Annotated in this window: 19 protein-coding genes; 2 read left to right on the forward strand and 17 right to left on the reverse strand. The window is 59.7% G+C overall.

Annotated elements, in window-relative coordinates:
- The 7 genes from DIE29_RS12345 to DIE29_RS12375 form a co-directional block, all read right to left on the reverse strand.
- Entirely contained in the window at window positions 1-3,243 is a 3,243-nt protein-coding gene (locus DIE29_RS12345; RefSeq protein WP_237269457.1) for a glycosyltransferase, read from the reverse strand.
- 189 nt (window positions 3,244-3,432) lie between these two features.
- Window positions 3,433-4,275 carry an ABC transporter permease gene (locus DIE29_RS12350; RefSeq protein WP_102042622.1) on the reverse strand — a complete coding sequence of 281 codons (843 nt, stop codon included), beginning with the start codon at window positions 4,273-4,275 and terminating at the stop codon, window positions 3,433-3,435.
- On the reverse strand, window positions 4,254-5,633 hold the full coding sequence (locus tag DIE29_RS12355) for an ABC transporter ATP-binding protein (RefSeq protein ID WP_102042623.1): 1,380 nt from the start codon (window positions 5,631-5,633) through the stop codon (window positions 4,254-4,256). The genes DIE29_RS12350 and DIE29_RS12355 overlap by 22 nt, the downstream gene beginning before the upstream one ends.
- A complete protein-coding gene (locus DIE29_RS12360; RefSeq protein WP_102042624.1) occupies window positions 5,605-6,510 on the reverse strand; it encodes a peptidylprolyl isomerase in 906 nt (301 codons plus the stop codon). Before DIE29_RS12360 ends, DIE29_RS12355 begins: the two co-directional genes overlap by 29 nt.
- 76 nt (window positions 6,511-6,586) lie before the next feature.
- Entirely contained in the window at window positions 6,587-7,684 is a 1,098-nt protein-coding gene (locus tag DIE29_RS12365) for an InlB B-repeat-containing protein (protein ID WP_162860633.1), read from the reverse strand.
- A gap of 119 nt (window positions 7,685-7,803) precedes the next feature.
- Window positions 7,804-9,237 carry a hypothetical protein gene (locus DIE29_RS12370; protein WP_114650041.1) on the reverse strand — a complete coding sequence of 478 codons (1,434 nt, stop codon included), beginning with the start codon at window positions 9,235-9,237 and terminating at the stop codon, window positions 7,804-7,806.
- A 243-nt stretch (window positions 9,238-9,480) separates the two neighbouring features.
- Window positions 9,481-9,906 (reverse strand): hypothetical protein, encoded by a 426-nt coding sequence (locus tag DIE29_RS12375; protein ID WP_158640340.1) that lies wholly within the window; start codon window positions 9,904-9,906, stop codon window positions 9,481-9,483.
- Window positions 9,907-10,086: 180 nt separating this feature from the next.
- Between DIE29_RS12375 and DIE29_RS14645 the strand changes: the two genes are divergently transcribed.
- Both DIE29_RS14645 and DIE29_RS12380 read left to right on the forward strand, forming a co-directional pair.
- Window positions 10,087-11,169 (forward strand): tetratricopeptide repeat protein, encoded by a 1,083-nt coding sequence (locus tag DIE29_RS14645; protein ID WP_158640341.1) that lies wholly within the window; start codon window positions 10,087-10,089, stop codon window positions 11,167-11,169.
- A complete protein-coding gene (locus DIE29_RS12380; RefSeq protein WP_158640342.1) occupies window positions 11,166-12,983 on the forward strand; it encodes an LTA synthase family protein in 1,818 nt (605 codons plus the stop codon). Before DIE29_RS14645 ends, DIE29_RS12380 begins: the two co-directional genes overlap by 4 nt.
- A gap of 27 nt (window positions 12,984-13,010) precedes the next feature.
- Here the strand turns inward: DIE29_RS12380 and gspD are convergent, their stop codons facing one another.
- The 10 genes from gspD to DIE29_RS12430 all read right to left on the reverse strand — a co-directional run bounded on the left by gspD (window position 13,011) and on the right by DIE29_RS12430 (window position 21,608).
- Window positions 13,011-15,308: a type II secretion system secretin GspD gene (gene gspD, locus DIE29_RS12385; protein ID WP_102042628.1), complete on the reverse strand. Its 2,298-nt coding sequence runs from the start codon at window positions 15,306-15,308 to the stop codon at window positions 13,011-13,013.
- 31 nt (window positions 15,309-15,339) lie between these two features.
- A complete protein-coding gene (locus tag DIE29_RS12390; protein ID WP_158640343.1) occupies window positions 15,340-15,999 on the reverse strand; it encodes a hypothetical protein in 660 nt (219 codons plus the stop codon).
- Entirely contained in the window at window positions 15,999-16,463 is a 465-nt protein-coding gene (gene gspM / locus DIE29_RS12395; RefSeq protein ID WP_158640344.1) for a type II secretion system protein GspM, read from the reverse strand. The genes DIE29_RS12390 and gspM overlap by 1 nt, the downstream gene beginning before the upstream one ends.
- Before the next feature lie 83 nt (window positions 16,464-16,546).
- Window positions 16,547-17,347 (reverse strand): PilN domain-containing protein, encoded by an 801-nt coding sequence (locus DIE29_RS12400; RefSeq protein WP_162860634.1) that lies wholly within the window; start codon window positions 17,345-17,347, stop codon window positions 16,547-16,549.
- A 283-nt stretch (window positions 17,348-17,630) separates the two neighbouring features.
- The gene (locus tag DIE29_RS12405; RefSeq protein ID WP_114650043.1) at window positions 17,631-18,551 is read right to left on the reverse strand and encodes a type II secretion system minor pseudopilin; all 921 of its coding nucleotides are present in this window, start codon (window positions 18,549-18,551) and stop codon (window positions 17,631-17,633) included.
- A 5-nt stretch (window positions 18,552-18,556) separates the two neighbouring features.
- Entirely contained in the window at window positions 18,557-19,237 is a 681-nt protein-coding gene (locus tag DIE29_RS12410; protein ID WP_114650044.1) for a prepilin-type N-terminal cleavage/methylation domain-containing protein, read from the reverse strand.
- Window positions 19,234-19,638 carry a type IV pilus modification PilV family protein gene (locus DIE29_RS12415; protein ID WP_114650045.1) on the reverse strand — a complete coding sequence of 135 codons (405 nt, stop codon included), beginning with the start codon at window positions 19,636-19,638 and terminating at the stop codon, window positions 19,234-19,236. The genes DIE29_RS12410 and DIE29_RS12415 overlap by 4 nt, the downstream gene beginning before the upstream one ends.
- Window positions 19,635-20,114: a GspH/FimT family pseudopilin gene (locus DIE29_RS12420; protein WP_114650046.1), complete on the reverse strand. Its 480-nt coding sequence runs from the start codon at window positions 20,112-20,114 to the stop codon at window positions 19,635-19,637. Before DIE29_RS12420 ends, DIE29_RS12415 begins: the two co-directional genes overlap by 4 nt.
- On the reverse strand, window positions 20,111-20,548 hold the full coding sequence (gene gspG / locus DIE29_RS12425) for a type II secretion system major pseudopilin GspG (protein WP_114650047.1): 438 nt from the start codon (window positions 20,546-20,548) through the stop codon (window positions 20,111-20,113). Before gspG ends, DIE29_RS12420 begins: the two co-directional genes overlap by 4 nt.
- Window positions 20,549-20,660: 112 nt before the next feature.
- Window positions 20,661-21,608, reverse strand: coding sequence for a type II secretion system F family protein (locus DIE29_RS12430; RefSeq protein WP_237269560.1), 948 nt, complete (start codon window positions 21,606-21,608; stop codon window positions 20,661-20,663).
- Window positions 21,609-21,726: the final 118 nt, after the last annotated feature.

Consider the following 21,726-nt stretch of genomic DNA (forward strand, 5'->3'; position numbering starts at 1 on the left):
TCATTCAACCTGCAGCGCCGCCCTGCACGCCGCGACAAACCGCGCCCATGCCGACGGGCACCCGCGCACCTGCCGCAGCCGCGCGGCCTGCGCCAGCCGCTCGCATAAAGACGCGGCACCGTCTTGGGTCACGGCATTCAACCGTTGCATCAGGGCCTGCGTCCGCTCCGGTTCCGCCGCCGGCACATCCATGCCGAGCGTCACCACGGGCAGCGCGCACGCCATGGCCTCGAGCGCGCCGGCATCCTGGCCGGGCGTAGGCCGGCAACTCAAATAAAGGTCTGCCGCCAGCAACCACGGCTCGAACACCGGATCGTCCAGCACAAACAGCCGCCGCAACGCCTGCGGCAGCGCAAGACCTTCGCCCTGCGCCTGCCCCCAGGCCGCATCCAGCGCCCCCAGCCAAACAAAGAACACGCCATTATGGCTGTCCCCCGCCGCCATGGCGATGCGCGCAAAGTCCACCACACCGCTGTCGGTGCTGCCGGAACCGATGCCTAGCACAATCCGCCCGCCGTCCGGCAGTCCCAGTCGATCCCGTTGCGCCGCACGCAGCGCCGCCCGACTGCCGACCCCCGCGGCATCCACGGCAACATAAGGCGCCCAGCGTCCTGCCCAATCCCCTGCAACAGGAACATCCGCATCGACGCGCGCCGTACCGTCGGCAAATCGGGCAAGCATCTGGCGACTGGGCGCACCCGCCGGCCACTCGGCCAAGAGGCGATCGATACGCCGTTCGAGCACCGGATCGCCGCCCACGACCACCGCTGGCGGCTCGGGTAACGGTTTATCGGGCACTGCTACAGTGCTCGCAGCCACTTCGGAATTTGCCCCCTCCGCAAGCCACCCACTTTTAGCACCTTTGAGCCAGCGCAACGGCGCCGTCACTTTCCAGGACGTAGAGGCCAACAGCGCATCCCGCTCGGCCTGAACCAAACCCAGTCGGCCCGCCAGATCGCCTTCCACATACGCATTGCGGGCGCGCTCGCGCGACAACGACTCGGCCACCGCGCGATACTCGGCCTCGGCCTTCGCTACAGCCTGCCGCGCCTGGGTGAGCTGCTCGTCCAGCACCCGCTGCCGGCAACGCGCATCGGCCAGCGCCACGCACAGTAACTGCAACACTCTGCCCGATGCTGGCGCAGCCCCCGAAGCCCGCGCCGGCAACAAAGCCCTGTAATCGGCGACCATTTGCGTAGCGGTGCGCACCGGCTGCTGCCTCAGCCGTGCCGCCACCTCGGCCAGATCGCGCCGTTCCTCGGCCCAGGCTTTGAGCCGCCCGATGACCGCAGCCGCTTGCGGTGCAACCAAAAAACCGTTATGCCCCTCGACGATGCGCTCGGCAAAAGCACCGTGCGCACTGGCGAGCACCGGAATACCCAAGGCTTGCATTTCGCTCAAGGTATAGCTGAAGGTCTCCGGCAGGGTCGGCAGCAACAGTGCGCAATCCGGCGCAAACGCCGCCACATGGGCTGCCAGTTGTGCCTGCGCATAATCGCTCACCGACTGCACATGCGGTAATCCGGCAAACGCCATGCCAAAGTCGCCACAGCCCAGCAACAACACATCGGCAAAAGCACCGATCTGGGGCAGCACCTGGCGCAACAGATCCAGCCCCTTGTGCGGCGCAAGCCTTCCGGGCACCAAAACCTTCAGACGTTGCGCAGGCCGCGGCAAAAGCGCGGCTGGCGCCCTGGCCAAGCCATGGGCAATACAGTGCCATGAACGCGTGCGTAGCGCAGGCAACAGCTTGGCGTAACGCTCATACACCGAACGGCTCGGTGCCACCACGGTCAGCGCCTGCGCGCTCAAACGCGCGCCATAGGCTTCGCGCAGTGCCTGCCAGCGAGCCACGTCCGCATGCTGCCAGAACACATTGAGCGGATTGTGCGCAAAACACCGCGCAAGGGTGTCTGCTCCACACTCGGTGCAGGACTGTCCAAACCAACCGAACAACGCCGGGCAGAATGGAAACAGATCGTGCAGTACCACAATCGTCGGCAGCCCGGTCTCCAGCGCCTCCAACGCATGGCCGATCAACGAAGACACCACCACCGCGCGCACATCGAAAGCCGCCACCAAATCCGCCAAGATGGCCCGATACTGCGTATGCGCGGTAGCGCAAAAATCGATGGGCGGCTCCAGGTTCCAGGCCAGCAATACCTCGTCGGCCAGCGCAGGCTCCACCAACTCCAGCCGCACCCCGGCCTGGTTGCGCCAACTGCGCGATCTCAACACCAAGTGACGCGCGCGCGTAGCGTCGGCACCGGCCATGTCATGCACCCAGCGGGCCACACCGCCGCCCCAGCTATGGGCCACATGCAACCACACCTCCTGCGGCACTGGAGCAGCGGCCACCGTATTACAGGCCGGGGACTCGACACGATCCATGCCCACATGGCGCACCACATCCTGCCACAGCACCTGCGGCAGCGGCGCTGGGGGACGGGCCGCACGCTCGCGCGCCACTTCCGCCGCCTCGTCCGCGCTATGTGCGGCACGGGCCGCGTCGATTACCGCGCGCAGCGGGCCGAGCGGGTCGTCGGCAATGAAGCGTGCCACTGCTTCAGCATACTCTGGATGCAGCGCCTGCAGGCGCGCCGCCCCTTGCTGCATCAGCGCCTCACGCTCCTGCGCAAAGCTCACACCGCCGCGGTGATAAACAAACACATCGGCACACAGCAAGTTGCGCCAACCCGCCTTGGCCGCCCGACGGCACAAATCGTTTTCCTCACCATAGCCGCGAGGAAACGCCACCTCATCGAATAGCCCGATGGCATCCAAGCAGGCCCGCCGCAGAAACATGCAAAAGCCCACCCCAGTAGGCAAATCGGCCACTGCGCCGGCCAGATGGCGGGCAAACAGCGCGTCCAGCGCAGCGAGCCCCAGCCGGCCCGGCACATCGCCCGCCCACCCCTCATACGGATACGAACAAATCGTCGCGTTATTGGAAAACGGCGTGATCGTCGCCGCATCCGGGTAGTTCACCGCACACCGCAACAACCGGTCCAACCAATCGCCCGCCACTTCGGTATCGCTGTTGAGCAACACCGCATCCCGCTCCGGATGCAGCGCCAGCGCCTTATTTACCGAACGCACAAAGCCAAGATTGTGCGCATTGCGCAGCAACGTGATCCGGCCCGCATCGGACAACTGCTGCAACCAGGCCGACAACGCCGGCTCAGGCGAAGCGTCATCGACCACCACGAGTTCGAAAGCCGTCCGTTGCGTGCAAGCTAACACGCTCTCTAGACAGCGCCGTGTCGCGGCTTCACCGGCAAACACCGGGACGATCACATCCACCAACACCTTGCTGGCCGTCCTTTGGAAAAGTCATTGTCGGGGACGCTGCCCGCAAGCGGCGGCCTAACTACGGAGCAACGGCGAAACCGCAGCTGGCAGAAAGCGTTACGCCATTGAAGAAAAACCAGCCTAAAGCACATCGGCCATTCGCGTTTTCAGCCTGGAAAACCAACACTGCGCAAAATAAAGGGTAGCGAGTGCAGCGATCCAATACCTTGCAAGCACAGCGAACTCAGGCAACTCACCTCCCAGCAAAACACCTCGAATCACCTCGATGGGCAAGGCAGCCGGCAGTATGGCCACTATAACCCGGAACTGCGCCGGCACTGATTCCAAAGGATAAAACACCGGACTTAGAAACATGAGGCCCGTTGTAAGAGGTCCGACAATCTGCCTGACATCCCGTATATAGCAAGTCAGCGAAGACAGAACCAAACTAACTGCGACTAGAATAAAAACATAGGGCAATAGAACCGTCGGCAGCAGCCATAACGCAGCCACGTTGGGCATACCCGCATAAAATGCGTACGCGCTAAGCAACAGCAGCCCAACGAAAAAATTGAAAAGCGCGCTACCCACCGACGCCCAAGAAAGAATCTCCAGAGGAAACACGACTTTCTTAACATAATTTGAGTTTCCGACCACAAGCTCAGTCGATCGACTCAAGACCTCAGCAAGCAACCCGTAGACAATCAACCCACTGTAAAGAACCGCCACAAATTGCGAATTACTCCCTTCGGCCACGCCCCACCTGAGGTTTAAAACGATGCCAAAAGTAAAGTAATAAACGGCCAGCATGACCAATGGCGTTATCACGCTCCAAGCAAACCCGAGCGACGCCCCCTTAAACCTCAAAGATACATCACGAACCAACAACACCCTGAACAAGTCCCACCCACGAGCGACCGGCCGCCAGGGCGCTAGCAGCAACCCAATCCCCCGCTTGAAGCTCATGGTTGAACTGAGCCGCATAGCGTCGATCCGTTCAGCGTCATACTTATTTCAGTCATTGGAATCCCCAACAACCCGTGAGTGACGTGCGATCCCAATGAATGGAATACCAACGCCTCGTGCAGCCATTGATGCTGCACATGCTCGGCTTGCGTTCCACTTGCGATACCGGTGGCGATCGAATAATGCCCAGGCGGAAGATACGGCATGCGAAAAGAAAACCGCACCTTTGCATGATCGCCCGCTGCCATACGCGGGCGGTTATTTATATAAGTAAGAAATGTGTTGTCGCCAAAAAGTACCTGGCCGTAGCGGTCTCTCAACAAAAACCCGGCAATCACGGACTCGAGTTCCGTCTTTGCGACAAACTCGATTTCCAGCGTCAAGCATTCACCACCGACGACCCAACCCAGAACCCGACCGTTTTCATCGACGAAGCGTACCGAAAGTGTGTCGACCAACCCGGTTCCAAAACCATCCGCCTTCGGATTGAAAATTCCGAGCTCGATGTCATTACGAAGATTCGATTCATTGATCAGCTGCCTGCGCATATCGGCTGGGAGCGTGACGGGCTCGGCTGGCATGGAGTTTGGCCGATTATCCGTCGACATATCCGAAGATCGCGCATCTACCGTTTGCTGCTCGGCGTAAATGGATTCCAAATAAGCATCGATCACCGCGCCTGCATCCGCCTTCATCCGAACCGCGCCATGATCGAGCCATATCGCCTTTTGACAAAGGCTATTGACCGCAGGTAGATCGTGGCTCACCAACAGAAGAGCGCCTTTCTCGGCGTGTTCACGCAGAAAACGCAAGCATTTTTGGCTAAAGAGCGCATCGCCCACGGCAAGCGCTTCATCTACGATGAGAATATCCGCATCCAGGTGCACCACTACGGCAAAAGCAAGCCTCAGGAACATCCCCGAGGAGTACGTTTTAACCGGCTGATGAACATGATCTCCAATGTCGGCGAACGCGAGAATGCTATCCAACTTTGCGTCGAGCTCAGCCGTCGAAAGTCCGTGCAATGCGCCGTTGAGGCGGACATTCTCGATGCCGCTGAATTCCGGATTGAAACCCGCCCCCAGTTCAAGCAGTGCCGCAATGCGCCCGCGGCGCACGATTCTTCCAGTATCGGGCTGCAAAGTTCCGGCGATCAGTTGCAACAGCGTCGACTTGCCTGCGCCATTTCTGCCGATTAGGCCGATCGACTCACCGCGTCTGAGTGTAAAACTCACCCCTTGCAGGGCGACGAAACCGCCTGCCTTGGGTCGCCGGAGGAGGCCAAGGGATTCAAGGAGCGCGCGTCGACCGCTTGCCGCCGCAATACCAAAGGACTTAGAAACGTTGTCAACGGCTAGTAGTGTTTCCTTCGCCATTCCGGGCCTTCAGCTCGTCAAAAAGGCGGCTCACTACGCTCTCGTTGATGTGAACGTCAGGCAAGTCCAGGATTTCGTTACGGGTTGCTTCCACAATGGAAGCTCGCGCGCGATCACGCTCCTCGGCGACAATTTGCTCACGAACCGACTCAAAAGTTTTCAACTGGGGGGCAAAGAGGCCGTCGACACGGATAATGTGATAGCCGAAGCGGGTCTTGACCAAGCCCTCGACCAGCCCCGGTTCCTTGCGGCCGAAAACCGCTGCGTCGAATTCAGGCACCATTTTTCCTTTTGCAAAGCGTCCGAGGCTACCGCCGACCGTTTTGGTAACCTGATCATCGGAATAGGCCTCGGCCAACGCAGCGAAAGCTCCCGGCACTTTAGCGACCCGCTCGCGTACTTCTTCGGCCAGCTCGCGCGCCTGTTCATCGCAACGGGTCTCATTGACCGCGATGAGTATGTGCGCCGCTTCGGCTTCGGCTGGCGTCATATAGCGTTCGGGAAAAGCACGGTAAGTGGCCAGCGCCGCGTGCTCGAAGTCGGTGGGCATCTGGGCCTCGATCCTACGTTCCAAGGCCATGGCGGCTAAGGTTTTATCAATTGCCAACTGAACGCGGGCTTGCTGCACGGCATCCATCGATTCCAACGGCAAAGTGCTGGCAAGTTTTTTTTGCACAAAGAGATTTACGATGAAACGCCTGAACGCCACGTCAGCCATATCGGCGGGCGGATTTTTGCCCCAGCGTTCAGCGATTGCAGCGGAGACGTAGGATTCAGGCAAAACAACGGTCCCTTGCACCACAACGGCGTCATCTGACGCGACAGCCAATTGCGTCACCACGAACAAGGGCATAAACCAGGTGAGTATTTTCGGCATATTTTTCAACGCGAAAAAGCGAAGGGGCGGCGAAGCCGCCCCACGATGGGACACCAATTGACGGCAAATGTAAAAATCAATTACCGGACAGAATGAAATTGTAACGACAGTTGCTGCTGGTCGTGCATGTCGGACTGCTACCATTTAGCACCTGATTCGTTACGTTGACATAGTAGGTGGTATTCGGCTCTAGATGGCAGTACCGCGAAGGGCTCAGATTAGGGTAACCGACCACGAAGCTGCGTGAAACGGTATCGTAAGCGGACGCATAACATCCACCCGACTTGCCTGTGGTGGAAATATCCCCAGGGCATTGAGAAATCACTACCGTGCGCTGCCCAACAGACCCAGTAAGCCGTGCAAGGTCGGCAACACCTCCGCCAGGCCCGGCGGAAGTTGTGAAGCGGAATGCCTGAATTTCTTGCGGCGTCGCCGGCGAAATCGTGGTGCGCGTGAAGTTTGTGCCGACGACCTGGGTGTTGATGATATTGACGTTTGACGGCGTAGGCCCGCAGGCGCTCGCTGTAGCCGGCGAGAAGCTGGCTGCGGTTGTAACATCCGCAGTCAGCGTAAGGTTGCAGGTTGCCCCTTGGCCGGCGCAAGCGCCGGACCAACTGCTGAATTGATAGCCGGAAGCCGGATTGGCGGTCAGTACAACGGCCGAACCGTGGTCAAAGGTCAAGTTTTGACTGGCGCCCGCGGCAACCGTTTGAGCCCCGACGCTCACAGTGCCATTGGCCCCCGCCGACACGCCCAGTGTGCGCTGTACCGCGCCCGCTACCGCGCTGAAAACCGCCGACACCGAAACTGGGCCATTCATCGTTACGGTGCAGGCACCAGTGCCTGAGCATCCCCCGCCGCTCCAGCCGTCGAAGACGAAATTGGCGTTGAGCGGTGTGGCAACCAGGGTTAACTCGGTTCCGGCAGGAAAGGCTTGCTGGGACTGCCCTGGCGCACCATTGACGGTCACCGTACCGCGGCTGGTGTTATATGTGAGGGTCAGAAAATGAGTGTCCGATGGCAGCGCTCCGCTGCGGGCGTAAATCGTGACATTGCCTGACGGGTCGACGACCAAGCTTTGCAGCGTGTAGGTGACCGGACTGGCGGTATCTACATGCAAAATCACATCGGCCGCCTGAGCAGGCCCCGCCAGCGCCGCAGCAACGGCCAACAAAACAGATCGACTCCTGTGCCTAAGCATTGCGGCATCTCCCTATGTTTCAAAAAAAACGTGCGCCGTGGCACGACACCGGCGCACGTTAGACTATAAGGCTAGCAACTAGTTCAGTTGAATTAGTTGTTGATACCCTTCAGCACCGACGAACCCAGGTAATTACGCAACACCGAACCGCCGTTGCGCACGCCATTGGTGTAAGACATGGCAGAGAAGCCGATGACTGGCAGACCAGGCAAGGTGACCGCAGCAGGCGTGCCAGTGGGATCTTGAATGACAGGCAGCGAGCCATTCGTGAATTCCACCTGCGCCCAACCGTTCTGGAAGGCTGCGGGCACGGTGAACGCGCCGGCGGTGAAAATGGGTGCAAAGACCGAACCGGATTCCGACCCGTCTTCACGCGTACGATTGAAAGTAACGGTGTTGACCTCGTTGCAGAGGGTGATGGCAGCGCCAGCAGGCGGACGCGGCGAGAACTCTTCCGGATCTACGGTGGTGAACGCTTCCTCGCGGTTGTAGATGGTGATATCCACTTCGTCGCAAGAGCGGTTTGCGCCGGTCCAGGCGGTGCTGAAAGGCACCAACGGCGGGGTGGCACCATTGACGTAGAAGCGCTTGGTCGGGAAGGTGATGACCCAGTCGGTCTGACCCAGCACCGCATCTTCCACCATGTAGTCGTTGGCTACAGCCTGATGGGTCAGCACCGCGGACACCGCATCGACAGCCGGACGAAGGGCATCAGGACGATAGGTCACTGCCTGGCCGTTGCGGAAGACAATGGCGTCGGTATTGACCTGAGTCAGCGCAGGCAGCTCGTCGCCCGGCTCGTAGTGCAAGTGCCGTTCGGCCGCCACCTCAAAGAACCCATCCAGCGCGACTGCATCGACCGTGGTCGCCCGCCCTTCTTCCACATTGATCAGCGTACTGAACCCATACAGCCCGCCGGTCGGCGCTGAGATGGCAGTCTCAACAGTACGGCTATTCAGAGTGCTGGTCGGGTTGATAGCCGCTGCACGGATGGCCGCGCAGTCAGTCGGGCGACCGTTGGCGCCATGCGTGGCCGCCGCTGCCAGAGCGCCCTGGAGCTCACCCATTTCGATCACTTCGATGTAGCCTTCGCGGGTACGGTCCAGGCCACGCTGCGTTTCGCCGGCCACATCGAACAGGAAGTTACGGAAATCGACCTGGCTATTCGGGCGACCCACGATGTCACCCACGGTGCAAGAGGTGTCGCTGGTACGCAGCGCAGCACCTTGGGCAGTACGGACGATCACACCAGTCCACACATCTTGCGGCGACAGGTAAAGGTTGAAGTCCAGCACTTCTTGGCTGTTCATACCTTCCAACACACGCACCTTGACTGCCTTGGCCTGATCGGTGGTATTGACGATATGAACATAGGTATCCCACTGACCGTTTTCGGTTTGCTGAACGGTGTAGTACGGATACAGCAGAACCTGCCCGGTGCCATCCGAGTTGACATAGACCGCCTGCGCTGCGCCAGCAAAACCCAGACCGGCAGCAATAACGGAAGCAAGAAGTTTTTTCTTCATCGCATTACCTTTTGTGGTTGAAGTAGATGGTTACCAACGAAGCAAACAACCTAACGGCCATTGAGCCCGTTTTTGGCATACCGGCTCGATGTTGCCTTTTCTTGTTCGGTCTGTCCAGATGACAAACACGACAGGAACATCCTCACCTGGCGCAATCATGACCAAATCGTGCGGCCGTTGCAAGCCCCATATCGCTTCGAGCCGCCGATGTTGCATCATTGCAACAGCGATGCGTGCGCGGCGTCAGCGGCGGAACAACCACCACTGACCATCGACCTTGACCCAGCGCTGAGAAGACGAGCGGACAATGCCATCGATCGCCCCGCCAATGCGCGGAACACGCAGACCCTCGTAACCAAGTTCAACCTCAACCGCACATGATTCTTCGCTTGGGCACGCGACCGATACCACCCGCCCTTCGGTATAGCGCAAACCCAAACTTTTACCGAGGTGCTGTTCGTAAGATAGGCGCTCGCGGTAGGCCGGCACGATCATGTCGTACGCGGCGCGCTGGTCACCATTTACCAGTGCGGTCAAATAGGCTTGGGCACGCTCGCGGACAATTTCTTCCGGCGCACGTGTATCGACGGCAGACAATTGACAACCGGAAAGGATGAGGAGCAGTGAGCAGACCGTTGCGGTTCGGAGGAGAGAGTGTTTGAGGTTCATCGCTTAAATTGGTTGATACGGAAAGTTGTTATTCAAAACATGACCCATCACAGCGGTTGGTCGACCAACCGCGAGTGTTTTGGGTTCCGCTGCGCGCCCCGGCAGTTTGCTAGAATCGCGCCTTCGCATCCGCGGCACACCTCTCGCGGAATGCCCGTGCTACTTCTCTAAGTTGGAATCATGCCAGCGATTCAAGCACTTACTGTGTTACTCGACGCGCGCTCTGAGATGGACCTTGAGCATCTGGGAAAGCAGGCCGCGCTGTTGGCTGAACCAGGTGTCGAGTTCATTTTGTGCGGAAAGACTTACTTCAGCTCGTATCCGGCATCGATATCCGACGCACTGGCCGACGGACGCTGCCGGATTGTAGCGGCTTCTTCCGGCAAGATCGATGCGATCAACGAGGCCATCGCACAATCGCCGGGGCGCTGGATAACAATTGTCGATGCGCAAGGCATGTTCAAACCAGACCATTTGCGCTCGCTGCGCGCGATTGCTGCGCGCTCACCTGAATTTGCCGCCATTTATGCCGACGTGGACCTGTCGAGCGTTTCCGTCGAGGCCCGGACGCAACTGGCCGGTCCGGGCGGCTACTGGAAGAGACGATTGAGCGCGGCACCGCCACGCTGGCTGGGCACTTGGATTTTTGCACCGGGCGTTTTTGAGCGGGGCGCGCGCTTTGATTCTCGATTCGAACACTTCGCCAAGTGGGACTTCGTGCTGCAATGCGCTGAATTCGGCGATTTCCTGCACGTGGCACGGCAAGGCGCGTGTTTGCAATCAGCGCCTACCTACCGAGCAGCTCCCACGGCCGCTGCAGAGCTGGCGTTGCTGACCGAAAAATGGGGGGCGCACTACGCAAAACTTGCTGAACAAGCCGACGCTGTGCTTTACGTTGCAAAGGACTTGCATGCCAAAGGCCAATACGCCGAAGCGCAGGCGCGGGCCGCAGCGGGGCTTGCCATTGACCCCGGCAACCCTGGGCTGCTGAGCGTGGTGGCGAGTTGCCGGATGAAGGCAAACGACGGTCCGGGCGCCCTGGCCGCGCTGCGTCGGGCGAACGAGAGCGATCCATGGTCTTTCTCCCTGCTCGCCGATCGCTGCATGCTGGAGACCCGCTTTGGCAATCTAGGTTTTTCCCGCAAAGCCCTGGACCTGCTGGAACGTATGGCGCAGTCCGACGAAGACCGCGCCAAGCTCGGGGCGTTACGGCGACAGTACTCGACGGCAGTGAGCGACGCATACCCCAGGGCCGGCCAGTGAAACGGCTGGTTCGACCGCTGCGTGCGCGCGGCGCCACGGTCGGTTTGTGGTGCGCCTGTTTGTTGGTCGGGCTGTTCGCGTGGTTGGCCTGGCAGCGTACCGTTCTGGTGGATCGTATCTTTGGTTCGGCCATCGGTTGCAGCGGTTGCCTGACGACCGACGTTTTGCTGCACGACGCATTGCTACTCGGCGGGGCGTGTCTGGCCGGGATAGTTGGCATTAGCGCGCTACCGCGCTTTTTGGGTCTGATACTGCGCGGGCTGGCTTTGTTATGTGCCGCGATGTACTGGGGCGATTTGGCAACCCTGACGACGTTCAACACGCGGCTACGCATCAGCGATATCTTGATTTATGGCGCTCAACCGGATGTGGTGCTGCGCCACTTGCACACCACCGGCCAGATTAACATCGGTTCAGTATTGGGCGCGTGTGGCCTGCTGGCAGCGGTTTTTTTCTATCTTTTTTTGCCGAGATGGGCGTCTGTTGCGCCACGCAAGATGGCTGGGCTATTGGTCTTTCCAGCTACTGCCATCATTATCGGATTTAGTGTGCCACCCAGACCGTATGTGCATGACTGGGGGGTGCGTAACGTGTTAGCGGCAAATTTCGATATCGGGGTGGCGCAGCCATATAGCGATGGCGCACGAATTGCGGCCGAAGGTGCGCCCCCATCCGAGCCGGTGTGCGCCGCCGGCGTGGGTTTTCGCGGCGACATCGTGTTGCTCATCCTGGAATCATGGTCGCCGTATCAAAGTATGCTTTTTGGCGGCATTCGGGATTGGACCCCAGGGTTGGATTCTTTTGCGCTCAGGCATGGCTACCACACGCAAATGCATGCGGCTGGATTCACAACCAACGAAGGCTTGATGAGCCTGCTGGCAGGCGTGGAATTTCTTTCTCCTGTTAAACCGTTCTCTAAAATTGGGCCATTTGAAACGGCGTGGGGTTTGGAAAACACCTTACCTAAGGTATTGCACGGACTCGGCTACCACACAGCGTTTCTGACATCGGGCGATCTTGCCTTCTCCCGGAAAGGAGCTTGGCTGGCTGACATTGGGTTCGATTACGTCGAAGGGCATGATCATCCGATTTACAACAACCACCCACGGCTACATTTTGGGGCTGCGGCCGACGAAGTCCTCTACGAACGCGCGAAACAGTATTTGTTCGACCGTCAAGCGCAGGACAGGCCGGTGCTGCTGGTCATCGAATCGGTATCTTCACACCATCCGTACATACATCCTTTAACCAGGGAAGCGAGCCAGGAGGCTGCCTTCCGCTACATGGATGCCAGCGCAGCCAAATTTCTAGGGGATTTGGAGGATGCCGGCTTCTTGAAACGCGGACACATCATCGTCGCCAGCGATCACCGCGCAATGATTCCGATCACTCGCGAAGAGATAAGCCGGTTCGGGCGCGGCGCGGCATCTCGCATTCCCATGATCTGGGCTGGTCCGAAATTGCCACGTGGCGAGCATAGGGTTTTGGTCGGACATCAAGCCGACATGATTGACTCGATCAAGTGGTTGGCAGCCGAGCAGTTCTGTTCGGAACGACAACGCCCCGTGCTGTTCGCCCCTGCGGCCGATAGTCAGACTACCGGGCGCTGCGCCTTTCACGCCCGCGGTGACGACCGTGACGTTATCGACGTGTTCTGCCCGAATGGCGGTGAGGGGTCGATCAAGCTTCGGGGAGATCAGACCCGTTTTCAGTCGAAAAGTGGTCTCGATGCCGAGCAGACGACAGCCATCGTGGCCTGGGTCAATCGTTACAGAATACTGGCAGAACAGCGGGGGGCGCATACACCCCCTTGAGCACGGCAATGTCACCGCACACGTCGATTACCGGTTATCCATATCGGCGGCCCATCCGCGCAGCGACTTCAGCGAATCCGAGACGCGACCACGCATTTCGGCGGTAACGGTACGCAACTCTTCATCACTGCGCACAACCCGGGGCGTAATCATGACCAACAGTTCGGTGCGGGTGCCGTTGTTGGTAGTGGTTGCAAACAAATTACCGAGAACCGGTATGTCTTGCAGCAATGGCACACCTTGCTTACCGCGTGCGCTATTGTCGCGGATCAGGCCACCCAAGACGACCGTTTCGCCGGAACGCACCGTGACCCGACTGGAGAACTGCCGCTGTAAAAAACTGCGCTGCCCGGTCGCGGAATCGACCTGACCGACGTCGGTAACCGCTTGCTGCACGTCCATCGAAACCATGCCCCCCGCGTTGACTGACGGGGTCACTGCCAGCGCGACGCCGGTGTCCTTGTACTGTATGGAGCTGGTGGTCGTCCCGCCATCCGTTACGGTTGTCGCGGAACGGATAGGCTGCTGATCGCCCACTTGAATGGTTGCGGTGTGGTTGTCCTGGACCAGCACACTTGGGCTGGAAATCACGTTAACAAGAGACTTTTCCGCCAGTGCTGACAGGACGGCGCGAACCTCGCCCGCTGCGTTGACAATTGAATACGAAAACCCCGGATTGACCGGCCCAATGGCATTTGTGTTGCCGCTGGTGAGTTGCCCCCTGCCCGACCAGGATCCATGTGTGTCATTGAAGTACCACTGCAGTCCGTAGCGAAGTTCGTCGGTCAACGTAATCTCCACAATGCTGGCTTCAATGAGTACCTGCGTGGGCGCGACGTCGAGGCGCTTGAGCGCGGCCTCTATCTTTCGATATTCGCTTGGGGGAGCGTAAAGCAGCAGTGCATTGTTCCGCTCGTCGGCGACGACGCGAATGCTCCCGTCGATAACGGTTTGGGTGAACCCTTCGTCTAGGGCACCGGTGGTGTTGGCGCTACCCGTGCTTTGCGCAACCTGGGTAGCTCGACCGCCGATGCTTAGCGACCCCAGACCCGGCGCCACCGACCGCTGGGCGCGCTGGGCACTGCTGGTAGAGGTCTGCGTTTCACCACCGAAAATAGCCGTCAACAAACCAGCAAGATGCTTGGCGGTGCCGTTTTGTACCGGATAGACGTATAACTGCGACTCACTGCCTCCGGTCCGCGGTTTATCAAGTTTAGCAATCCAGTCACGCGCAATGTCCAGGTAATGCGCTCGCGGTGTGATGACCAGCAGTGCGTTCAGCCGCTCGATGCCGACCACTCGCACGACGCCTGCAATGGGCGAAGGAAGTTGCAATGAAGCATTCTGCCCTGCGGCCTGCGCACTGTTTGGCGAGACTTTTTGACTGCCCCCGGAGGCGCTTTGACCGCCGGTTGGAGCTCCGGCGCCCAACGTTGTACCGGTTCCCGCAAGCACCGCACGCAAGCCCGCTTCGACCTCTGCGATAGTCGAGTATTGCAGCGGAAAAAGGCCGAGCGACATCCCTTGTAAGATGTCGATGTCGAAAGTGTTGATGATCTCCAGCCAGCTATCGAGCTGACCGCGTGATCCGGCTAGTACGAGTAGATTGCGAAAGCTGTCAATACGAACGAACGCCTCCGGCGCCGCAATCGGTTTGAGAATATCGGCCATTTCGGCTGCACCGACATACTGGAGCGGAACGATAACCATGCTTTGCCCAGCCGACAGAGTGGAGGTATTCGTGAAAGCCGGCGCCACACCGCGCATGGTCTCCGGCCGACCAACGTGATACACCCCCGCCGCATCGCGCACCACCAGCAAACCGTTGGCCTGCAAGGCTGATTCGAAGACAGCAAAAACCTGGTCGCGTGGCAAATCACTATGGGTATGAAGCGTGATCGAGCCGCCGATCGGTTGATTGATCGAATAGGGCACTTTGAGGATATCGCCAAGAATCGCATGCACGACGTCGGTGACCGGCGCCTGCTCGAAACGCAACGAGACACGACCGCCGCTCAGACGAACAGCCTGCCGGGGAGGCGGGGCGGCGAACATGCGGTCATTACCACGCAGCAAAACGGGTTCGTTGGCGTTACTCGTGTCGTCTTCTGCCCTTTTGTCCGAGTCAGCATTCTGCGCAGGCGCGGAGCCAGCAGGTTGCGTGGTCTTGTCTTCGCCTGGCGATTGCGCGGCCGCCTGAACCGAGGCGGGCGCCACCTGCCCCCCTAGCATTGCTGAAGTACGCGGCTCGGCAGTGCTGGCACAGCCCGCGAGAAAGCTAGAGGTGATGCAAACGATGAGTGCAGGGCGTAAAGCGTAAGTCATCTTGTTTTCTCGATTGCGCGCAATGCAATGGTTACTTCTTGAGCTGAACTGCCTGGTTGGTCTGGACCACTTCCGCCTGCGACTTCTGAGTGCGGGCAGCGATGCGAGGACGGTCCGGGTGGTTTTGCCCCTGTTCTTGCGGCTCCGAATTCTGCCCAGAGATATCTTTATCGGAGTTCTCTGGCGCCCCCGCCTTGGGTGACACCGGATGCGATATGGCTGGCTGGGGGAGATACTTGAGTTCGAGCGTGGTGCGACGCCCCCCTGGCCTGGAAAATTCAGCCTTGATCCCTTTGACGGATCTCAGTTCCCACGGGCCGAGTTTTTCACCCACATGAATCCGCTGGACCTTACCGTCAACCTGAAGAATGCCGCCAGCATCATTACCCGAACCAAATAGCCCGAGCACCTTCACATCCCGTAGCGGGTCAGGCTCATCCTTGGCAGGGTTTTCGGCCACATCGGCCGGCGGCGGCCGGCGGCTTTCACTGAACACGGGGCGCGCGGCGAGACTGGGTTCGGGCGGCAGCGCAAACCGCACGCCGGGGGACTCGGGAATCTGATACAAGCCGGCGTCCGGTAGGCGGGGGGCGGGAGGTGTCCAGCGCTTGTCGCCAGTCGTCCAAATCGTTGCCGCAGCACCAAGCATGGCAACACCCAATGACACGATCAGGTGGACAGGCTTTGACATCATGGCTTCAGATGAATGGCGCTCAGCTTCAGTTGAACACGCACTTCACCGGTGTCGGCCGCGCCGCGGCGCGTACGCGCGGGCGTGATGGTATAACCATCTACTTGGATCGATGGCGACTGCGCAGCAAATGCCACGAGCAATTCTCGCAGCGCAGCCGGTGACGCACTCAGGGTGACGTTGATCGGTACGATTTCATAGCCGTCTGCGGGTTGAGGAGGAAGGATTTGGCTACCGCCGACCGTTAGGCCGGAGGCTTCGGCCAGGCTACGCACCCGTTGCTGCAGTTCTGCACCAACCCGGTCGAGCGGGTAGTCTGCAGGGTAGGCATGGCGCTGCAAATAGCGCTGGGCTCGGGTCAACGCCGCTTCGATTTGGGGCGCGGCTTCGCGTAAGCCGAGCAGGCGGGCATGGCGGAAGGCCAGTTCGTCCCGGGCCTGGGCAGCCCAGTCGTATCGGAACATGAATTGATCGACAACGGGAATCAGGGCAACCAGCGCAATGAGCGCAGTAACCGCTAACGAAATGCGCGCCCGCCGGCTTAGATTCATCGCCCCCCTCCCAATGCGGTTGCACCAGCCTGCGGTACATCCGGCGAAGCTTGGACAGCATTCACGTTGCCCCAATTGAATTCAATGGAGAAGGTTTCGCGCCCGTCCGGAGCACGGGTGATTGCACCGGGGGTGCGCACGGCCTCGATGCCCGGTGTTTGACCGAGCGCGGCAATGAGCTCGGCAGCGTTCAAGGCTACACCGCCGATGCGCACGGTGTTGCCTGCGACCTCCAGACGGTTAAGATAGGCGGTGTCTGGGAGGGTTGCGGTCAGCACATCGAGCAAACGGGCCAAGTCAGGGCGCGTTTGTAGCGAGCCGTGTATGGCCTGGACGCGCTGGGCGGCTTGAACCAGCGCTTCGCGCTGTGCGACCACTGCGGCGGTTTCTTGCATCAACTTCGCGTACTGCGCTTGCGCATCGAACACTTGCTCTCGCTCAAGCATGAAGGGCGCGGCGATGAGGGCCAACAGACTCAAGCCGGCAAAAAACACCGCGGCAATAATCTGCATGCGCTGGCGGACAAGCCGGCGAAGACGCACAGATTCCCCAAAGCCGCGAAGAACGACCGCCTCGCCGCTGTCTGGCATTGCCCAAATTTCGGGAGGTTGCGCAAGATCGAAGCCGGCTGCGGTAATCCGCTCGATGACATGTGGGCGGGCTGCCAATACCAAGGTTAAGTCGAGATGCCCGTCGGCGCGTCTTACCGAGCGCCAACCCCATACGGTTTGTTCAAAAGGAAATGGCGTATTGGCGATGACATCGAGTTCGATGGCTGCCCGCAGGTCTTCGGCCACGAGGTCAGGTAGTACGAGTTGGCGTACAAGGGTAGCGTCTTCGTCAAGCACGAGCGCTTGAGCGCTACGCTCAGGGGCGCGGACGCCAACCGCAGGCGGTCGGGTGCCTTGATAAACAACTTGGCGACCGTCAGGCATCCGTACCCGTACCGGCTCAGACGGCGTCAGCCAAGCAAAAAGCGGCCATTCGAGCGCTTCGCACCATCCCTGCCGAAAATTCCGCCAAACTTTGCCCAAATCCAGTCCGAACAGGGAAAGCGGTCCAGCGCTATGCGCCATGCGATCACTCCTGCGCAACTGCACGCACGTCCTCGGCCGCGAGCTCACGCCAGGGCAGCCCGCCACGCCCCGAAACCGCAAGATCGATCCAGAGCACCCGCGAAAGGCGCATTCCGTCTACGGTGCGGGTTGCTTCCATGCGATAAAGGCTGTCAGATGTGGAGGCGAGAAACTGTTGTTCGAGCGCCGTCGTATCGATGGCGGTTTGATTGACTTGTCGGGCGGCAAGAATGCGGTCAACCGTATCGGAGCGCCCTTTGGCGAGCACCGTCAGAACCCCCGCAGGGGCAAAACGCGGGTCGACACCAGCCATGCCGCCATGAACGGTAACCAAGCTGCGGATTCTATCATGAATGTCAAGACCGACCCCAAGCACTTGGACGAGGTCATCCGTGCTCGAAAACGGTCCGCCACGGGGCAAAAACCGGCTGCCGGCAGCAATGTATTGTTCGCTCTCGGCCCCAGAAGGCAGTACGGCATCGTCTGCATCCCGCCAGTCCAGAATACGGCTGGCCAGCACAACCGCGTCACCTTCGGGCAAGCCGGCGCCATAAATGAACAGGGCCTCTAAAAGCTCGGCCGACGCCGCATTGAGATTGATAAACCCTGCCGCAGGAATGGCGGTGACATTTAATGTATGACCGGCAAAGTCAACAGAAGAAACAAACGGCCGGTCGGGACGTTCGGCAGCAAATTTGAGTTGCAAAGCCGCCTGCCGGATAGCGGCATCCCCCATCGCAGCATGCTCTATGAATAATCGTTGATTGACCGCGCCGCGCAGGTCGGCGCGATTGCCGGCAATAAGCGCGGTTACCAACACACTCAACGCTGCAACCAGCCACATGACGATGACAAGCGCTACGCCGCGGATGGCATAAATGCTTGCTCTGCGCGAAATACCGAGTACGGCGACGGCTCGGAACATATGTATCAGAGGTCCGGCAAACCAATGGGTAACGGTTCAATAACCGTCGCGCCGGGGCGCGGCTGATCCGCGGTGTTAAAGAGTGATATGACCAGCGGCGGCCAAGGGCGGCCGCGCACAGAGAGCGCAAGATAAAGCTTGTCTGGCAGCACGGGTTCGTTTTCCCATTGGTCCGACCAACTCGCCTCACCTACTCCCAGGTAGCGTATTTGGATATGGGTGATGCCATCGAGCAATATCCGCGGCTCGAAGGCTTCCCAGTCCGGGGCCTTATCCGGTCCGCGATAAGCGGCCATGAATAGCACCAGCCGCTGATCTTCGCCTGCGTCGGGTTCAAGTTGCAGCCGCAGGTGCATCAGCCCACCCACACCATGACGCGCGGGCAATATCCCCAGCCACTGCAGCGCCTGCGCACCGCCCCGAAACCAAACCCCTTGCTCTTTGGCATCCTGCGCCGCGCGCAACTCGGGCGAGGCACTGGCAATGGCACGACGCAGCAGCGCACTGACAAGGCGCAGATCATCGTTGACGAGCGTCTGCGCCTCGAGGCGTTCGCCAGTCTCACCCAAACTGCGCAATGCACCAAGCAAGCCAAGTACGATGAGGGTTAGCAGCGTGAGTGCAACGACAACTTCGATCAGGGTAAAACCGCCACTCAGCTTGTGAGAAAAGCGCTGCAACGTCATGGTTCGGCTCGCTCCGGTACCAACGTCGACAGCACGGCCTCACGTCGCCGCTGTCCTTCGCTCCATTCCACCCGCGCCTCCAAGCGCCGCAGATTCTGCGGTGGCAACGGGTCCAGGGTTAATGGGTAAGGCTCGCTGGAAAGACTCCAGTCGAATTCCCCGTTTGCCGTTGAACCGCTGAGCCGAATGCCCTCGCGCGGGACGGCGCTGTTTAGACTCAGCAGCGATTGCGCCAAGATGAGGGCGCGGGTATTGCGGTCGATTGCCTGAGCGCCGCGCACACTACCGCCCGCGGCGTGATACAAAACGCCTAGCGCAATCGCCATGATGGTGAAGGCCACCAGGACTTCGAGCAGCGAAAACCCGGATACATGTCTGGGCGAAATCTGCCTGATGCTCATTGCTCCAGGGATCGTTGCACGAAGCGGCCCAGCAACCAATCGACCTGGATGCGCACGCCCCCTCCTGCAGAACGGAGGATGTCAATTTGCCCGCCGGTTGAACTGCCATCGGGGTAGAAGCGGATAGCGCCGGCACTTTGCCCGCCTTCCGTGGCAGCGACTAACAACCTGAGTTCGATTTGCTCCGGATAAGGCGTCAACTTGCCTTCGACACCGTACAGACGCTTGTCCAGCTCGACCTGGAAGGCAACATCCCGCCCCCAGCGCATGGCCTCCAGGCGAGCAAGTTTGAGCCCAGTCAATACATGGCGCACTGCGGCGCGGTATTGCATCGTCTCGTACGCCTTGGCCACGGCAAACGGTGTGCTGACGATCAAAAGCGCGACAATTGCCAGCACAACCATCAATTCCAGCAGGGTGAAACCCCGGATCGAACTGGCTCCATAAAGCGGAGAGAATACCCGCTGAGCACTCACATCCAGTTGCCAATATCGGCGTTTTCGCCGTCACCGCCGGGGGCGTTGTCGGCACCGTAGGTGTAGATGTCGATGTCGCCGTGCCGTCCGGGGACTTCGTAGCGATAGGGGTTGCCCCAGGGGTCGGCGGGCACGCCGCCTTTGCGCAGATAAGGGCCATTCCAGCCGGCAGGCGCACTGGCCGGACGGGTGACCAGCGCATCGAGTCCTTCTTCGCGCGTGGGAAAGCGCCCCATGTCGAGTTTGAAAAGTTCGGCCGCCTGTTCGAGATCCTTGATCTGCACCGCTGCGGTCTTGCTCTTAGCTCCGCCGAGCTGGTTGAGCACGCGCGGACCGACCAGACCGGCAAGCAGTCCAATGATGGCCAGAACGACGAGAATTTCCACCAGGGTAAAACCCAGGGATGAGCGAGGGGAGAAACGAAAGCGGTTCATTGAATGTCCAGAAATCAGATAGGGCGAAGACCGGGGAGAAATTTTAAGTCAGTCAGGCGCCGGACTGTTCTACATGGCCGAACCGTTGCATTTGGAGAGATTTCATCCGGTATCACAGCGCCAGGTCATTGACTGAAAGTATGCCCAGCAGAATGGAGACGATAATCGCCGCAATGACCGCGCCCAAAAGCAGGATGAGCACTGGTTCGAGCATGGTTAAGGCGCGCTTGACGCCAGCCTGAACCTCGGCATCGTGCACGCGCGACAGTTCGAGCAGCATGGCATCGAGGCGGCCGGTTTCTTCGCCCAGCCGCACCATGTTGAGCGCCAACGGGGTAAAGAGGCCGGTATGTTGCAAGGCATCGGCAAGACGTCCGCCTTGTTTGATCGCGCCCGGCACGTTGGACATGGCTGCGCGCAGAGGCAGATTGCCTAACGTATCGCTTGCAATCTTCAATGCGCTGACAATCGGCACGCCGTTGCCAAGCAGGGTGCCCATCGTACGGGAAAAACGGGTCAGTTCGTATTTGCGCAACACTTCGCCGAGAATCGGCATGCGCAATAATCGACCATCCAGCCACTGCCGGCCGCGTGGCGTGGACAGCCAGCGACGCCCAAACCATACGCCCGCTGCAGCAGCCAGGGCGATCAACCACCCCCATGCGGCAACCACATCCCCCAATACGATGATGATACGGGTGGGCAAAGGCAGCGCGTCCCCCATGTCCGCGAACAGCGTTTCAAATTGCGGCACGACGAAGCCGAGCATGAGCACGACCGATACACAGGCCACCGTAACCAGAATGGCCGGGTAGATTAGCGCAGAAATGACCGATTCGCGCAGGGCTTTGACCCTTTCCAGATGCTCGGCGAGCCTGGCGAGTACTTCACCGAGGTTGCCGCCGGCTTCGCCCGACCGAAGCATGCTGATATAGAAATCGCCAAAAAGTGCCTGATGCGGCTGCAGCGCCTGAGACAATCCTTTCCCCCCTTTGACTGCTTTGAGCAGGTCCTGCAGCAGGGTAACCATCGAGGGTTTTTCGGTCATATCGATCAGCACCCGCAAAGCACGATCCAGCGGCAGCCCCGCACGCAGCATGACCGCTAATTCCGCGGTCAAGCGATGTATGTCCGCGTGGTCCGGCGCACGCCGGGCGGCGAACCCGCTTAAAGCCGCT

Source organism: Pseudothauera hydrothermalis, assembly GCF_003345255.1.
Taxonomy (GTDB): Bacteria; Pseudomonadota; Gammaproteobacteria; order Burkholderiales; family Rhodocyclaceae; genus Pseudothauera; species Pseudothauera hydrothermalis.

Coding starts and splice junctions, on each gene's coding strand:
- DIE29_RS12350 (WP_102042622.1), bottom strand. CDS start 4,275: ATGCGGCTCAGTTCAACCATGAGCTTCAAGCGGGGGATTGGGTTGCTG.
- DIE29_RS12355 (WP_102042623.1), bottom strand. CDS start 5,633: ATGGCGAAGGAAACACTACTAGCCGTTGACAACGTTTCTAAGTCCTTT.
- DIE29_RS12360 (WP_102042624.1), bottom strand. CDS start 6,510: ATGCCGAAAATACTCACCTGGTTTATGCCCTTGTTCGTGGTGACGCAA.
- DIE29_RS12370 (WP_114650041.1), bottom strand. CDS start 9,237: ATGAAGAAAAAACTTCTTGCTTCCGTTATTGCTGCCGGTCTGGGTTTT.
- DIE29_RS12375 (WP_158640340.1), bottom strand. CDS start 9,906: ATGAACCTCAAACACTCTCTCCTCCGAACCGCAACGGTCTGCTCACTG.
- DIE29_RS14645 (WP_158640341.1), top strand. CDS start 10,087: ATGCCAGCGATTCAAGCACTTACTGTGTTACTCGACGCGCGCTCTGAG.
- gspD (WP_102042628.1), bottom strand. CDS start 15,308: ATGACTTACGCTTTACGCCCTGCACTCATCGTTTGCATCACCTCTAGC.
- DIE29_RS12390 (WP_158640343.1), bottom strand. CDS start 15,999: ATGTCAAAGCCTGTCCACCTGATCGTGTCATTGGGTGTTGCCATGCTT.
- gspM (WP_158640344.1), bottom strand. CDS start 16,463: ATGTTCCGATACGACTGGGCTGCCCAGGCCCGGGACGAACTGGCCTTC.
- DIE29_RS12405 (WP_114650043.1), bottom strand. CDS start 18,551: ATGTTCCGAGCCGTCGCCGTACTCGGTATTTCGCGCAGAGCAAGCATT.
- DIE29_RS12410 (WP_114650044.1), bottom strand. CDS start 19,237: ATGACGTTGCAGCGCTTTTCTCACAAGCTGAGTGGCGGTTTTACCCTG.
- DIE29_RS12415 (WP_114650045.1), bottom strand. CDS start 19,638: ATGAGCATCAGGCAGATTTCGCCCAGACATGTATCCGGGTTTTCGCTG.
- gspG (WP_114650047.1), bottom strand. CDS start 20,548: ATGAACCGCTTTCGTTTCTCCCCTCGCTCATCCCTGGGTTTTACCCTG.